Annotated in this window: 12 protein-coding genes; 4 read left to right on the plus strand and 8 right to left on the minus strand. The window is 64.4% G+C overall.

What is annotated here, in order from left to right:
- The first annotated feature begins 16 nt into the window (after window positions 1-16).
- Together shc and HAP41_RS17985 are read left to right on the plus strand one after the other, a co-directional pair.
- Window positions 17-2,014, plus strand: a complete 1,998-nt coding sequence (gene shc / locus HAP41_RS17980; RefSeq protein ID WP_166098783.1) for a squalene--hopene cyclase — start codon at window positions 17-19, stop codon at window positions 2,012-2,014.
- A complete protein-coding gene (locus tag HAP41_RS17985) occupies window positions 2,011-2,760 on the plus strand; it encodes a phosphorylase (protein ID WP_166098779.1) in 750 nt (249 codons plus the stop codon). Before shc ends, HAP41_RS17985 begins: the two co-directional genes overlap by 4 nt.
- 166 nt (window positions 2,761-2,926) lie before the next feature.
- Here the strand turns inward: HAP41_RS17985 and hpnH are convergent, their stop codons facing one another.
- The gene (hpnH, locus tag HAP41_RS17990; protein ID WP_063984632.1) at window positions 2,927-4,087 is read right to left on the minus strand and encodes an adenosyl-hopene transferase HpnH; all 1,161 of its coding nucleotides are present in this window, start codon (window positions 4,085-4,087) and stop codon (window positions 2,927-2,929) included.
- Window positions 4,088-4,122: 35 nt separating this feature from the next.
- Window positions 4,123-5,049, minus strand: coding sequence for a 4-hydroxy-3-methylbut-2-enyl diphosphate reductase (gene ispH / locus HAP41_RS17995; protein WP_166098775.1), 927 nt, complete (start codon window positions 5,047-5,049; stop codon window positions 4,123-4,125).
- A 462-nt stretch (window positions 5,050-5,511) separates the two neighbouring features.
- On the opposite strand from ispH, the gene hpnN reads away from it, so the two are divergent.
- A complete protein-coding gene (hpnN, locus tag HAP41_RS18000) occupies window positions 5,512-8,100 on the plus strand; it encodes a hopanoid transporter HpnN (protein WP_166098769.1) in 2,589 nt (862 codons plus the stop codon).
- On the opposite strand, the gene HAP41_RS18005 is transcribed toward hpnN, so the two are convergent.
- Entirely contained in the window at window positions 8,068-8,745 is a 678-nt protein-coding gene (locus HAP41_RS18005; RefSeq protein ID WP_166098766.1) for a DUF2147 domain-containing protein, read from the minus strand. The genes hpnN and HAP41_RS18005 overlap by 33 nt on opposite strands.
- Before the next feature lie 141 nt (window positions 8,746-8,886).
- Here HAP41_RS18005 and hpnO point away from each other — a divergent pair, with 141 nt between their 5' ends.
- Window positions 8,887-10,278, plus strand: coding sequence for an aminobacteriohopanetriol synthase HpnO (gene hpnO / locus HAP41_RS18010; RefSeq protein WP_166098762.1), 1,392 nt, complete (start codon window positions 8,887-8,889; stop codon window positions 10,276-10,278).
- Between the two features lie 95 nt (window positions 10,279-10,373).
- Here the strand turns inward: hpnO and HAP41_RS18015 are convergent, their stop codons facing one another.
- The 5 genes from HAP41_RS18015 to HAP41_RS18035 form a co-directional block, all read right to left on the minus strand.
- Complete coding sequence (locus tag HAP41_RS18015; RefSeq protein WP_166098758.1) at window positions 10,374-11,141, minus strand: anti-sigma factor family protein; 768 nt, start codon at window positions 11,139-11,141, stop codon at window positions 10,374-10,376.
- Window positions 11,138-11,686, minus strand: a complete 549-nt coding sequence (locus tag HAP41_RS18020; RefSeq protein WP_166098755.1) for a sigma-70 family RNA polymerase sigma factor — start codon at window positions 11,684-11,686, stop codon at window positions 11,138-11,140. Before HAP41_RS18020 ends, HAP41_RS18015 begins: the two co-directional genes overlap by 4 nt.
- 142 nt (window positions 11,687-11,828) lie before the next feature.
- On the minus strand, window positions 11,829-12,152 hold the full coding sequence (locus tag HAP41_RS18025) for a cupredoxin domain-containing protein (RefSeq protein ID WP_028146964.1): 324 nt from the start codon (window positions 12,150-12,152) through the stop codon (window positions 11,829-11,831).
- 39 nt (window positions 12,153-12,191) lie between these two features.
- Complete coding sequence (locus HAP41_RS18030) at window positions 12,192-13,133, minus strand: metallophosphoesterase family protein (RefSeq protein ID WP_166098750.1); 942 nt, start codon at window positions 13,131-13,133, stop codon at window positions 12,192-12,194.
- Between the two features lie 262 nt (window positions 13,134-13,395).
- Complete coding sequence (locus HAP41_RS18035; protein WP_166098744.1) at window positions 13,396-14,277, minus strand: alpha/beta fold hydrolase; 882 nt, start codon at window positions 14,275-14,277, stop codon at window positions 13,396-13,398.
- Window positions 14,278-14,285: the final 8 nt, after the last annotated feature.

The raw sequence follows: 14,285 nt of genomic DNA on the forward strand, positions 1-14,285 counted from the left end.
GGAGCAATCGAGCGACATGGATTCCGTGAACGCGACCAGCCGCGAAGCCCAAGAATCCAGGGCCTTGGAATCGAGGATCTTGGAATCGGGCGTCCTGGAATCGAGCATTGCGTCGGCGACGCAAGGCGTTCTCGGCTTCCAGCAATCCGACGGCCATTGGGTGTTCGAGCTCGAGGCCGACTGCACGATTCCGGCTGAATACGTCCTGCTGCGCCATTATCTCGCAGAGCCCGTGGACGCCGTGCTCGAGGCCAAGATCGGCAATTATCTCCGCCGCGTTCAGGGCGCCCATGGTGGCTGGCCGCTGGTGCATGACGGCGAGTTCGACATGAGCGCGAGCGTGAAGTCCTACTTCGCGCTCAAGATGATCGGCGATTCCGTCGACGCCCCGCACATGGTGCGTGCGCGCGAGGCGATCCATGCCCGCGGCGGCGCGATCAACAGCAACGTCTTCACGCGCTTCTTGCTTGCGATGTTCGGCGTGGTGACCTGGCGCGCGGTGCCGGTGCTGCCGATCGAGATCGTGCTGCTGCCGTTCTGGTCGCCGTTCCACATCAACAAGATTTCCTACTGGGCCCGCACCACCATGGTGCCGCTGATGGTTCTTGCCGCGCTGAAGCCGCTGGCGAAGAATCCCAAGGGCGTCGGGATCGACGAGCTGTTTCTCCAGGATCCGCGCTCGATCGGCATGACCGCGAAGGCGCCGCACCAGAGCATGGCCTGGTTCGTGCTGTTTCGTGCACTCGACGGCATTCTGCGCGTGATCGAACCGATGTTTCCGAAGAGCCTGCGCCAGCGCGCGATCGATGCAGCGCTCGCCTTCACCGAGGAGCGCCTCAACGGCGAGGACGGCATGGGCGCGATCTATCCGCCCATGGCCAACATCGTCATGATGTATGACGCGCTCGGCAAGGACGAGAATTATCCGCCGCGCGCGGTCACGCGCCGGGGCATCGACAAGCTGCTCGTGATCAAGGGCGACGAGGCCTATTGCCAGCCCTGCGTCTCCCCGGTGTGGGACACGACGCTGACCGCCCACGCGCTGCTGGAAGCCGGCGGTGACATAGCCGAGCCTGCGGCCAAGCAGGGCCTCGACTGGCTGATCCCGAAGCAGGAGCTCGAGGTGAAGGGCGACTGGGCGGTGAAGCGGCCCGACGTGCGCCCGGGCGGCTGGGCCTTCCAGTACAACAATGCCTATTATCCCGATCTCGACGACACCGCGGTGGTGGTGATGTCGATGGACCGCATGCGACGCGAGCACGGTGCGACCGGCTATGACGCCGCGATCGATCGCGGCCGGGAGTGGATCGAGGGCATGCAGAGCGACGACGGCGGCTGGGCCGCCTTCGACGTTAACAACCTCGAATACTATCTGAACAACATCCCGTTCTCGGATCATGGCGCGCTGCTCGATCCGCCGACCGAGGACGTCACCGCGCGCTGCATCTCCATGCTGGCCCAGCTCGGCGAGACCGAGAAGTCCAGCAAGCATGTGGCCGACGGGGTCGCCTACCTCAGGAAGACCCAGCACCCGGAGGGGTCCTGGTACGGCCGCTGGGGCATGAACTTCATCTACGGAACCTGGTCGGTGCTCTGTGCCCTCAACATGGCCGGCGTCCGCCATGACGACCCGATGATTCGGAAGGCCGCCGACTGGCTGGCCTCGATCCAGAACAAGGACGGCGGCTGGGGCGAGGACGCCGTCAGCTACCGTCTCGACTACAAGGGCTGGGAGGCCGCTCCCTCGACCGCCTCGCAAACGGCATGGGCCTTGCTTGCCCTGATGGCTGCTGGCGAGGTTGATCACCCGGCCGTCGCCCGCGGGGTGGAGTACCTGATTGCAACACAGAACAAAAAAGGACTGTGGGACGAGCAGCGGTACACCGCCACAGGCTTTCCTCGTGTATTCTATCTGCGTTATCACGGTTACCCGAAGTTCTTCCCGCTGTGGGCGTTGGCGCGGTATCGGAACTTGCGGAACACCAACAGCAGGGTGGTAGGGGTCGGGATGTGACTTTGGGGACGGGGGACTATCTGACCGTGGGTAATGCCATCGACCCGCGGCCGATATTGATCGTGACTGGACTGGTTCAGGAGGCCCGGATCGCGGCTGGGCCCGGAATGGCGGTGATTTGCTCGTCGAGCAGCCCGACCCAGTTGCGGGCGCTGCTGACGGTGGTGGATCCCGAGACGATTCGCGGCGTGATCTCGTTCGGCGTGGCCGGCGGGCTCGACCCGACGCTGCGCTCCGGCGACGTCGTGCTGGCGACCGAGGTGCTCTCCGGCGATACCCGCTGGGCCGCGGGCCTGTCGCTCGGCGACGACCTGATCGACCGCCTGACGTCGGGCCGCCGCCGCGTGGTGCGCGGCAGCCTTGCCGGCGCCGAGGAGGTGGTCACGAAGCGGTCCTGCAAGGCGGCGCTGCATTCGGAAACCGGCGCCTCTGCCGTCGACATGGAAAGCCACATCGCGGCCGCCTACGCCGCCGAGGCGGGGCTGCCCTTTGCCGCGGTCCGCGTCATCAGCGATCCCGCCCATCGCGCGCTGCCGGCGCTCGCCCGCGCCGCCATCAAGCCGAACGGCCAGATCGATCTCGCCGCCGTTCTGCGCGGCATCGTGCGCAATCCGACCACGCTGCATGCGCTGGTCTCGACCGGCATCGACTTCAACCGCGCGCTGCGTAGCTTGCGCGGCTGCCGCGACTATTTGATCGGCACCGAGCTCGTCGACAGCGAGGTCCTGGTCTCCAAGGCGGCCTGAGCGACTTCCTCGATTCAGTAAAAGACAAAGGCCCGGTCGCGCGACCGGGCCTTTTGTTTTTGTGTCCGTAGCCCGGATGGAGCGGAGCGCAATCCGGGGTTTTGCAATACGGAGGACCGTCCCGGATTTCGCTTCGCTCCATCCGGGCTACAGGACTGCGTTGTGACTACGCGGCAGTCGAAGCCTTCCGAGCGGCCTTCTCCTGCGCGGCGGCCGCCTCGTCCTTGCGGATCTCCGACAGGCGCTTCTGCACTTCCGCCGAGAAGATGTACTGCGCCGGACGCTGCTTGGTCATGTCGATCTCGGGCGCCATCGGGCCCGTGGTCCTGATGCCGCGCAGCGACACCCACATCGCCTTCAGCGGGTGGCTGATGGCAGCGGTCGCAGCCGTCGGCTCGTAGCCGCAATGGGCCATACAGTCGGCGCACTTCTCGTACTTGCCGGTGCCGTAGGTTTCCCAATCGGTGGTGTCCATCAGCTCCTTGAAGGTCTTGGCATAGCCTTCACCGAGCAGATAGCAGGGCTTCTGCCAGCCGAAGATGTTGCGCGCGGGCATGCCCCACGGCGTGCACTCGTATTCCTGGTTGCCGGCGAGGAAGTCCAGGAACAGGCCGGAATGCATGAAGTTCCACTTCTTGCCCTTGCCCATCGCGAAGACGTCGCGGAACAGCTTCTTGGTCTTGGTGCGGTTGAGGAAGTGCTCCTGGTCCGGCGCACGCTCATACGCATAGCCCGGCGACATCGAGACGCCGACACCGAGCTCGACGGTGAGGTCGAGGAATTTCGCGATCTCCTCGGCCGGATGGCCGTCGAAGATGGTGGCGTTGACGTTGACGGTGAAGCCGCGCGCCTTGGCCGCCTTGATCGCGGAGACGGCGCGGTCGAACACGCCCTTCTGCGACACGGCCTTGTCGTGATGGTCCTTCAGGCCGTCGAGATGCACGGAGAAGAACAGGTACGGGGAGGGCGTGAACAGGTCGAGCTTCTTCTCGAGCAGCAGCGCGTTGGTGCAGAGCGAGACGAACTTCTTGCGTTCGACCAGGCCGCGCACGATCTCGCCGATCTCCTTGTGGATCAGCGGCTCGCCGCCGGGAATGGCGACCATCGGCGCGCCGCACTCGTCGGCCGCGTCCCAGCACTCCTGGGCGGTCATGCGGCGGTTGAGGATCGCATCCGGATAATCGATCTTGCCGCAGCCGACGCAGGCGAGGTTGCAGCGGAACAGCGGCTCCAGCATCAGCACGAGCGGATAGCGCTTGCGGCCAAGCAGTTTCTGCTTGAGCAAATAGCCGCCGATACGCATTTCCTTGAAGAAGGGGATAGCCATTACAAGTTTCTTTCTGGGCTAGGAATTCGGGTGGGTCAGCTCGCAGCCAGTTCGGCCGGAAGCCGGAATTCGATGTTTTCCTCGCGGCCCGGCAGCACCGAGACCTTGACTGGTCCGATCCGCCGCATCGCTTCGATCACGTCATCCACGAGTACCTCAGGCGCCGAAGCGCCGGCCGTGACGCCGACGGTCTTGGCATCTTTCAACCACTCCGGATTGAGCGCGCTGCCGTCGGCAATCAAATAACTCGCGACGCCGGCCTCAGTGCCGATTTCGCGGAGGCGGTTCGAGTTCGAGCTATTGGCAGCGCCCACCACCAAGATCACGTCGACCAGCTTGCTCAAGTCCCTTACCGCAGATTGGCGGTTCTGTGTCGCATAGCAGATATCCCGGATATCCGGGCCTTGAATATCTGTAAAGCGGGCCTGGAGGGCCGCAATAATGTCCTTGGTGTCGTCGACCGACAGGGTGGTCTGGGTGATGTAGGCCACTGGCGTATCCGCCTGCAGCGTCAAGGCCTTAACCTCTTCAACGCTTTGGACAAGCAGCACCGGGGCGGGAACCTGGCCCATCGTGCCCTCGACCTCGGGGTGGCCGGCATGGCCGATCAGGATCAGGGTGCGGTCCCTGGAGATGTAGCGTTTCCCCTGATTGTGAACTTTCGTGACCAGGGGGCAGGTGGCATTGAGCATCGGAAGGTCGCGCGCGGCAGCCTCTTCCTCGACGCTGCGGGCGACGCCATGGGCACTGAAAACGGTCACGGCCTTCGGCGGAACCTCGGACAGTTCCTCGACGAAGATCGCGCCCTTGTTCTTCAGGCTCTCGACCACGTACTTGTTGTGCACGATCTCGTGGCGCACGTAGACGGGCGGGCCGTACTTCTCCAGCGCCCGTTCCACGATCTCGATCGCACGCACCACGCCCGCGCAAAAGCCGCGCGGCTGCGCTAGATAAACTTCCATCGGACGCCCATCACGCAATTTGCACCAATCCGCTTCTCAAGTCCCCGGCGGCACTTCGATACTGTCCAATGAGTTGCAATAACCGCACCATTGGTTTCGCGCACGCGGTAACCGCCCACCCTACCTGGGCCCCGGCGCATGGAGGCACAGCACTTTGTGTCAAAAAATCGGCAAAAAGGAAAGACCGGATGAAACCCTGGTTCCGTTACCGTGCGCATCCGCGGTATTATAATAGGGCATGCGCTCTGAGCAAGATGGCGACATTTGTGCTCACCGCTTCGCCACTTTCCCGCCTCAAGTCACCGGCTATACCGACCGCCCCGCATGATTTTGCCTAGGTCTGTCGCCGTTTACCTCGAACCTTCGTGCGGCGAGAACCACTCAAAACAGCAATAGGTTTCGCCGGGGAACTCCGATAAACAGCGGGCGTTTCCGGCAAGCTGTTAACCGCAGAAAGAAAAGATGCTGCAAAGCGTAGTCGTTGCCATCGTCAGGGCCTGCACCCGGTTTGCCTCCCTCGTCGTCGTTCTCGGGCTCCTGCTTTCGGTCGGGGCGGGCTATTACACGTCTAAGCATTTCGCCATCAACACCGACATCAATTCGCTGATTGCCCAGAATTTGGACTGGCGCCAGCGCGACCAGCAATTCGACCGTGCCTTCGACCGCGACGCGACGATTCTCGCGGTCGTCGAGGCCAGGACGCCGGAGATGGCGACCGCGGCAGCGGATGCGCTCTTCGCCAAGCTGAAGGACAACAAGACCGACTTCCAGTCGATGCAGCAGCTCGGCACCGGCGAGTTCTTTGAGAAGAACGGCTTGCTGTTCCTGCCGACCGAAGAGGTCGGCAAGATCACCAGCCAGTTCGAATCCGCAGCGCCCCTGGTCGAGATCATGGCCGGTGATCCCTCGATCCGCGGCCTGACCGGCGCGCTGGAGACGGGACTTGCCGGCGTCAAGCGCGGCCAGGTCAAGCTCGACAATACCGCGCGGCCCTTCAATCAGATCGCGCAAACGGTCGAGACCGTGCTCAACAAGGGCAAAGCGAGCTTCTCCTGGCGTGAGCTCGTCAGCGACGAGCCGCTGACGGATTCCGATAAGCGCGCCTTCATCGAGTTCAAGCCGATCCTGGATTACAACGCGCTGGAGCCCGGCAAGGGCGCCACCGACGCGATCCGCAAGGCGGCAGTTGATCTGGATTTTGCGAACAAGTACCAGGCACGAGTGCGACTGACCGGTCCGGTCCCGATCGCCAACGAGGAATACGCCACCGTCCAGGAAGGCGCCGTCGTCAACGGCGTCGGGACTGTGCTGGTCGTGCTGCTCATCCTGTGGATGGCGCTGCACTCGTCGAAGATCATTTTCGCGGTGTTCGTCAATCTCTTCGTCGGCCTTGCGCTGACGACCGCTGCCGGCCTGATGATGGTCGGCTCGTTCAATTTGCTGTCGATCGCGTTCGCCGTGCTGTTCGTGGGACTGGGCGTCGATTTTGGTATCCAGTACAGCGTCCGCTACCGCTCGGAGCGCTACAAGCACAACGATCTCTCCGGCGCGCTGGTGCTTGCCGCCAAGCGCTCCGCGGTGCCGCTGTCGCTGGCGGCAATGGCGACCGCCGCCGGCTTCCTCTGTTTCCTGCCCACCGATTACAAGGGTATCTCCGAGCTCGGCCAGATCGCCGGCGTCGGCATGCTGGTGGCGTTCCTCTCCAGCATCACCGTACTGCCCGCAATGCTGAAGCTGTTGAACCCGCCCGGTGAGCAGGAGCCCGTCGGTTATGCCTTCCTGGCGCCGCTCGATTACTTTCTGGAGAAGCACCGTGTGCTGGTCGTGGGCGGCACGTTGCTGCTGGCGCTCGCCGGCCTGCCGCTGCTCTACTTCCTGAAGTTCGACTTCAACCCGATGAACCTGCGCAACCCGAAGGCCGAGTCGATCGCGACCTTCCTCGATTTGCGCAAGGATCCGAACACCGGCGCCAATGCCATCAACGTGATGACCACGTCCGAGGAGCAGGCGAGGCAGGTCGAGGCGAAGCTGGAGAAGGTGCCGGAGGTGCTGCGCGTGATGTCGCTCGACAGCTTCCTGCCGACCGACCAGGCGCCAAAGCTGAAGCTGCTCGCTCAGGGCGCCAAGGTGCTCAACCCCGCGCTCAATCCTGACCAGGTCGACGCTGCGCCAACGGACAAGGAAAACGTCGAGGCGTTGAAATCCTCGGTCGACAATCTGCGCCGGACCGCCGGTGACACGAAGGGCCCGGGCGCCGTCGCCTCGCGCCGGCTGGCGGACGCGCTCGAAAAGCTCGCCAATGGCGACGAGGCCACGCGGAACAAGGCGCAGGACGTGTTCGTCACGCCGCTGAAGATCGCGTTCGGCCAGCTCAGGAACGCGATGCAGGCCGGGCCGGTCACCCTGGCCTCACTGCCCCCCGAGCTCGTCAGCGCCTGGAAGAGCAAGGACGGGATCATCCGCGTCGAGGCGCAGCCGAAGGGCGATCCCAACGACAACGACACGCTGCGCAAGTTTGCAGCCGCCGTGCTCGCTGCCGAGCCGACCGCGATCGGCGGGCCGGTCTCGATCCTGAAATCCGGTGACACCGTGGTGAAGGCGTTCATCCACGCCGGCATCTACGCGCTGCTGGTGATCGGCCTGTTGCTTTGGATCACGCTGCGGCGGTTCGTCGACGTGCTGATGACGCTCGTGCCGCTGCTGGTCGCCGGCGCGGTCACGCTCGAAATCTGCGTGTTGATCGGCCTGCCGCTCAACTTCGCCAACATCGTCGCGTTCCCGCTGCTGCTCGGCGTCGGCGTCGCCTTCAAGATCTATTATGTCGTGGCCTGGCGCTCGGGCAGGACAAACCTGCTCCAGACCAGCCTGACGCGCGCGATCTTTTTCAGTGCGCTGACGACGGCGACCGCGTTCGGCAGCCTGTGGCTGTCGAGCCACCCCGGAACGTCCAGCATGGGCAAGCTGCTCGCACTCTCGCTGGTGACGACGCTTGCCGCAGTGCTGCTGTTCCAGCCGGCCCTAATGGGCAAACCCCGCAATCTCAGGGAGTAGGCAGATGTCGCCGACCGGGTCGGCGGCGTTCTTCTGACCGGGCTTGGCGGTGGTAGCGGTCTTCTGGGCTGCGGGGGCAGGGGCCGGCGCTGGGGCGCTGGCGCCGGTCGTGCCGCCTGTTGTCGGGCCGCCCGTGGTGCCGCCGTTGTTGCCTTGGGCTTTCGGCGCCGCGCCGGTGGGCTTCGGCGCGCCCTTGGCCATGGCGTTGGCGGTGCTCAAAGGAATCGGCGGGGCGACGCGGGTCCAGGTCTCGCCGCCGCAGAGGAAGCCCATCACGCAGCCCTTGATTTCGAGCTGGTCGGTGCCGACGGTCGTGATGGTTGCGCTGTAGAGCTGGCCGTCCTTGGCGTTGTAGACCTGCCCTTCCCACTGATCGACGCCGGGCTTCTTCTTCATGTCGATCAGGGTCGCCATGCCCAGCGTCGGCCTGGTCTTTTTCGACGCATCCGGATTGTATTCATCGCGGCCGCCGGGCTGTTTTTCCCAGGAAACCGCGCCCCACATGCTGCCATTGCATTGGGCGACACGAATGTTGGCGACGGCGTCGGCGACCCGCCAGTCGCCGGTGGGATCGGCGGCGAGCGCGGGTGTCAGGCAGGTGTAACCACCAGCCAGTATTAGTCCGGTGTAAAGGGCTAAACGCATGATAGTTCCTTGGCAGTGCAACATGGTTTAAAGCTGTGCTTGCGAAGATGGTCCGAAAAAGGGCAAAAGGCCGCACAGACCGTTTTCGGTAACGGTCCCTTTTCAGTTGACGAGCCGACCCTCAAGCGAAGTATGTAGCGGATGCACAGCCCAAATCCAGACATGTCTCAGCTATTCGCGGACCGTCAGGCCCAGCGCAGCACCCTGCATAATCGGTATCTGAACGAGCAGTTCGTTCGGGTTCTCAAGACCATCGGCTACGATGTCGGCTTCCAGAGGGGGCAGGGGCAGTACCTCTACGATCGCGAGGGAGCGCGCTATCTCGACCTGCTGTCCGGCTTTGGCGTGTTCGCGATCGGGCGCAATCACCCTGTCATGCGCGAGGCGCTCAAGAGCGTGCTCGATGCCGACCTGCCCAATCTGGTCCAGTTCGACGTCTCGGTGCTTGCCGGCGTGCTCGCCGAGCGGCTGCTGAAATACGTCCCCTATCTCGACAAGGCGTTCTTCGCCAATTCCGGCGCCGAATGCGTCGAAGCCGCGATCAAATTCGCGCGCGGCGCCACCGGCCGTCCCGGCATCGTCTACTGCGCCCACGGCTATCATGGCCTGACCTACGGCGCGCTGTCGCTGACGGGTGATTCGAACTTCCGCACCGGCTTCGAGCCGCTGCTGCCCGGCTGCACCTCGATTCCGTTCAATGACCTTGCCGCGCTCGAAAAGGCGCTGGCCTCGCGCGAGGTCGCGGCCTTCGTCGTCGAGCCGATCCAGGGCAAGGGCGTCAACATGCCCACCGACGAGTTCCTGCCGGGCGCTGCCGCGCTCTGCAAGAAATACGGCACGCTGTTCGTCGCCGACGAGATCCAGACCGGTATGGGCCGCACCGGCCGCTTCCTGGCGGTCGAGCACTGGAACGTCGAGCCCGACATGGTGCTGCTGTCGAAGTCGCTGTCCGGCGGCCATGTGCCGGTCGGCGCCGTGCTGACGCGCAAGAGCATCTTCGACAAGATCTTCAACCAGATGGACCGCGCGGTGGTGCACGGCTCCACCTTCTCCAAGAACGATCTGGCGATGGCCGCGGGCATCGCGACGCTCGACGTCATGGAGTCCGAGAAGCTGATCGAGTCCGCCGCCAAGCGCGGCGCCGAGCTGCGCCTCGCGCTCACGCGCATGGTGCCCGGCTACGAGCTGATGAAGGAAGTGCGCGGCAAGGGCCTGATGATCGGCGTCGAGTTCGGCCCGCCGAAGTCGCTGCGGCTGCGGGCGTCCTGGAACGTGCTGGAAGCCGCCAACAAGGGCCTGTTCTGCCAGCTCATCACCGTGCCGCTGTTCAAGGACCACAAGATCCTCACCCAAGTCGCCGGTCACGGCAGCCACACCATCAAGCTGCTGCCGCCGCTCACCATCACCGAGGAAGATTGCGGCTGGATCGAGCGCGCCTTCGACGACGTCATCGCCGGCAGCCACAAGGTCCCCGGCGCGATCTGGTCGCTCGGCAAGACGCTGGTGGACAACGCGGTGCGGCGGTCGGCGTAAATTCGCCGATCTATCTCAGCGGTCGTCATTGCGAGCGAAGCGAAGCAATCCAGTATCCCTCTGCGGATGCGGGCTGGATTGCTTCGCTCCGACAGCTACCACTCCACATTCGCCTTCATCGCCGCCTCGAACTTGTCGACGAACTCGGCGAGCTCGTCGGCGCCGATATCGCTGACGGCCCAGAAGTTCAGGCCGCGATTGCCCCAGCGGCGGCAGTTGAAGCCCTGCATGGTCTCGGTCTTCGGCGCGCGATATTCCGCGTTCGATGTCTGCGATACGAACAGATTGATCACGTGCTGCCGGCGCTTGTAGACGACGGCGCCGATGGCGCGGGCGTCGATATAGTCGAGCCGGCCGCCGACCAGCGTGAAGCCTTGCGCGGTGAGATCGATCACGGGCGGGGCGACGTCGAGCTTGCCGTTGAACCACGGCTTCACGGTGTGCTGGTCGGTGGAGACCACGTCGATGAGATGGCCGGCCTGAAGCGAGCGCAGATGCGCGGAGACGACCTCCGACAGGATGCGCTGCTGGTCGTCCTGGCGCAGCACCACGGCGACGACGCCGGAGGCGGCGAGCGCGGAGACGGCCGAGCCCATCGCAAAGCCGCGCAGCACCGAGCGGCGGGTCGGTTGCCGGCGCTGCGGCTGTGGCAGCGACGCTTCGATCCGGGCGCGCAGGCTAGCCGGCGCGGCATAGCGCAAATCGGTGTCGGCGAGCACGCGCTGCATCTCGCGTTGTGCGGCAAACTCCGCGGCGCAGTCCGGGCAGCTGGCAATGTGGGCTTCGACCTCGCGCGCGTGGCCAGGATCGAGCTCGTTGTCGAGCAGCGCGTGAAGCAGGATTCTTGCTTCGTCGCAGGTCATCTCGAGTGCTCCTCTTCCGTCGTCCAGGCCGCGCGCAGCATGGCGCGGGCGCGGGCGAGGCGGGACATCACGGTGCCGACGGGGGCGCCGACGGCCTCGGCGATTTCACGATAGGACAGGTTGTTGATCTCCCGCAGCACGAATGTTTCCTTGAGCGGTTCGGCGAGCGTGTCGATCAGCTTGCGGATGGCGCCGGCATCGCGGCTGCGCAGCACTTCGGTCTCGGGGCTCGCCTCGCTCTCCTGCCAGATCGGCGTCTGCTCGGCGGCGCCGGGCGTGTCCTCGATCGCGCTGGGCCTGTGCGCGCGCCGAGCATACTCTGCGTTGCAGACGTTGCGCAGGATCGCGAACAGCCAGGGCTTCATCGCCGGCCCGCGATAGCTGTCAAAGTGCTTCAGCGCGCGCAGATAGCACTCCTGCACCGCGTCCTCGGCATCGGAGGCATCGCGTAGCAGATAGCGCGCGAGCGTATAGACGTCGTCGAGATAGGGCAGCGCGGCTTCGCGGAAGCGCTGCGCCTTCTGCAAATCGTCGTTGGCGGGCATCGCTCCTCGCTTTGCCTCTTGTTCTGCGCGTCGCGTTGTTTCGTCCCTGTTTGTTTCGTCCCCGTGTGTGACGGAAGGCACACGAGCCCGGCCGGCGTGGGACCACCGGCCGGGCAAGACGTTGATGCCTTGGTTTGAGACGTTACTCAACCTTGATCATCCCCGTCATGTGCGGGTGCAACGAACAAAAATATTTGTAGTCGCCCGCATTGGTGAAGGTGAACGAGAACTTGTCGTCGGTGTCCAGGGCCTTGGACCTGAACTTGCCGGCCGACACCACGGTGTGGGGGATGTCGTCCCGGTTGGTCCAGGTCACGGTGGTGCCGAGCTTGATCTTCAACTCGGCCGGCTGGAAAACGAAATTGTCGATATGCACTTCCATGTCGTCGGCACGGGCCGTCGTTGCGGGCAACAGGATGGCCGCGACCACGGCGACACCGAAGTCGCGGCGATTGAGTGTTTTCATTGTCAGCTTCCGTTCAGCCTTTTTCCGTTCAATCTTGGATCAACCCTGCAGTGGCGTGTCGATGATCGCGAGCCGCTGCTCGTTCTGCTTGAAGTTGATGCTGGTGACGCCGAGCATGCCGCGCAGCTTTGCGTCCTCGACCTTCATCGGTCCGGGCGAGGGCGCGGACCCCGGCGCCGGCTGCGGGAACGCAGTCGAGCGCGCGGTGTGGAAGGTGACGTTACCCTCGACCTTCTGCATCACCTGATGGATATGGCCGTTCAGCACGGTGACGGAGCCGAAGCCTTTCACGTGTTCCAGCGCGCGGCCGCCGTCCTCGGTGCCCCAGCCCCATTCGGGATAGACCGTCCAGAGCGGGATATGCGCGAACAGCACAATCGGTGTCGATTTCGACTTGCCGCGCAGATCGTCCTCGAGCCAGGCGAGTTGCTCGGCGCCGAGATTGCCGAGACCGCCGCCCTTGAGGTCGACAACGTTGACGAGGCCGATGAAGTGTACGCCGCCGGCGTCGAACGAATACCAGCCTGCACCCTTGGTGCCGCGGCCGTAACGCTCGCGATAGAATTTCACCTCCTCGTCGAGAAAGTCATGCTCGCCAGGCACGTAGTGCACGTCGAGCTTGCTCTGCGAGATGATGCGGTCGGCATTGTCGAACTCGGCGGCTTTCGACAGGTGCGTGATGTCGCCGGTGTGGATCATGAAGGAGGGTTTTGCCGGCATTGCGTTGATCTTGTTGATGGCCTCCTCCAGCGTGCCGAGCGCGTTGGGGTTCGCCGGCTTGTCGAAGCCGACATGGCTGTCGCTGATCTGGAGGAAGGTCATGCCGGGCGCGGCTGCCGTGGCGGCCTGCGCGGAATCGATGATGCCGAGCGAGCGCGGCACGCCGCCCGTGATGGTCCAGAGCACCCCGGTGCCGGCCCAGGTCATGCATTCCAGCACCTTGCGGCGGCTGACGCCGTCCCCGTGATCGTGTCCGCTCATCGCACGTCTCCACTTCGCCCGGAATTGGGCTTCGGGGAGGTGATTGGGGGAGGGGGAGACTTATTCCCGGATGCGATGACGTTTTCGTGAGGTGGCGGATCTCGTGTCCCGGACGCAGTGCAGCGCCCAAAAGCGCGTTCACGCGCGTCTTCGACGCGTTATGGCGGTGCGCCGCAGAGCCGGGACCCACGCGGCTCGGGTTGTCTGGGCCCCGGCTCTGCGCAGCAGCGTTGCACGCTGCAGCGCGTCCGGGGCGCGAGACTTACTTTGAAAAATCGCGCACGGCGGCTACCACGCGTTCCGGCACTTCCTGCGCCACGCAGTGCCCGGCGTCCTCAAAGACCATCGTGCTGACACGCGGAATCAGCGACACGGCGCGTCGCGCCATCTCCTTGTAGATCGGTCCCGACTTCTCGGAAGTGGTGACGCGCACCGGGCAGTCGATCTCGGTGAGCGAGACAAACGGATTGCCGCGGGCATCGCCGACATAGACCTGCTCCATCGCCTCGTAGATCGGACGCAGGATTGCGAATTCGATCTCGGGCGTGCAGCAAAGCCGAACCCGGCCATTCTCCAGCGGTACGAAGCCGTGTTGGACATAGGCCCGGAGCGAGGTCTCGGTCCAATCGGCAAACGCCGGCGCAGCGCGGTAGCGCTCGAACACGGTGTCGGCACTGTCGAACTCGGCCCGCCGGCGCAGCGTGCCCTGGACGCGGGCGAGGGACTCTTCGTTCAATCCCCCGGGCCGCGCCGCGCGCGGGTCCATCACGGTCGGCTCCATCACGAACAGGCGTGTGAAGCGTCCGGGCCGAAGTTTCGTCGCGAGCAGAAGATCGGTCGCGCCGGCGCTGTGGCCGATGCCATAGACGTCGCGCAGATCGAGCGCATCGATCAACCGGCAGACATCCTCGGCATAATCAAGGAAATGATAGGCATCGGGCTTGTGGCTCGCGCCGTGGCCGCGGCGGTCGAGCGCATAGACGGTGTAGCTCGATGCAAGCTCGCGCGCGACCTCGTCCCAGACGTCGGCGACGAAACCGGTGCCGTGCACGAGCAGCGCGGGCGGCCTCCCGCTCTCGCCCCATTGCAGCATCGCGATCTGCGCGTCAGTGGGGCCGATGGAGAAGCGATGTGGATTGATCATGGGGACAG

Origin of the sequence: Bradyrhizobium barranii subsp. apii, assembly GCF_011516635.5 — a bacterium.
In the GTDB taxonomy this organism is placed as follows: domain Bacteria; phylum Pseudomonadota; class Alphaproteobacteria; order Rhizobiales; family Xanthobacteraceae; genus Bradyrhizobium; species Bradyrhizobium barranii.

What these genes read in the sequence shown, in the direction of transcription:
- hpnH (WP_063984632.1), bottom strand. Translation starts at nt 4,087, where the DNA reads ATGGCTATCCCCTTCTTCAAGGAAATGCGTATCGGCGGCTATTTGCTC.
- hpnO (WP_166098762.1), top strand. Translation starts at nt 8,887, where the DNA reads ATGCACAGCCCAAATCCAGACATGTCTCAGCTATTCGCGGACCGTCAG.
- HAP41_RS18030 (WP_166098750.1), bottom strand. Translation starts at nt 13,133, where the DNA reads ATGAGCGGACACGATCACGGGGACGGCGTCAGCCGCCGCAAGGTGCTG.
- hpnN (WP_166098769.1), top strand. Translation starts at nt 5,512, where the DNA reads ATGCTGCAAAGCGTAGTCGTTGCCATCGTCAGGGCCTGCACCCGGTTT.
- HAP41_RS18015 (WP_166098758.1), bottom strand. Translation starts at nt 11,141, where the DNA reads ATGACCTGCGACGAAGCAAGAATCCTGCTTCACGCGCTGCTCGACAAC.
- HAP41_RS18005 (WP_166098766.1), bottom strand. Translation starts at nt 8,745, where the DNA reads ATGCGTTTAGCCCTTTACACCGGACTAATACTGGCTGGTGGTTACACC.
- shc (WP_166098783.1), top strand. Translation starts at nt 17, where the DNA reads ATGGATTCCGTGAACGCGACCAGCCGCGAAGCCCAAGAATCCAGGGCC.
- HAP41_RS18020 (WP_166098755.1), bottom strand. Translation starts at nt 11,686, where the DNA reads ATGCCCGCCAACGACGATTTGCAGAAGGCGCAGCGCTTCCGCGAAGCC.
- HAP41_RS18025 (WP_028146964.1), bottom strand. Translation starts at nt 12,152, where the DNA reads ATGAAAACACTCAATCGCCGCGACTTCGGTGTCGCCGTGGTCGCGGCC.
- HAP41_RS18035 (WP_166098744.1), bottom strand. Translation starts at nt 14,277, where the DNA reads ATGATCAATCCACATCGCTTCTCCATCGGCCCCACTGACGCGCAGATC.
- ispH (WP_166098775.1), bottom strand. Translation starts at nt 5,049, where the DNA reads ATGGAAGTTTATCTAGCGCAGCCGCGCGGCTTTTGCGCGGGCGTGGTG.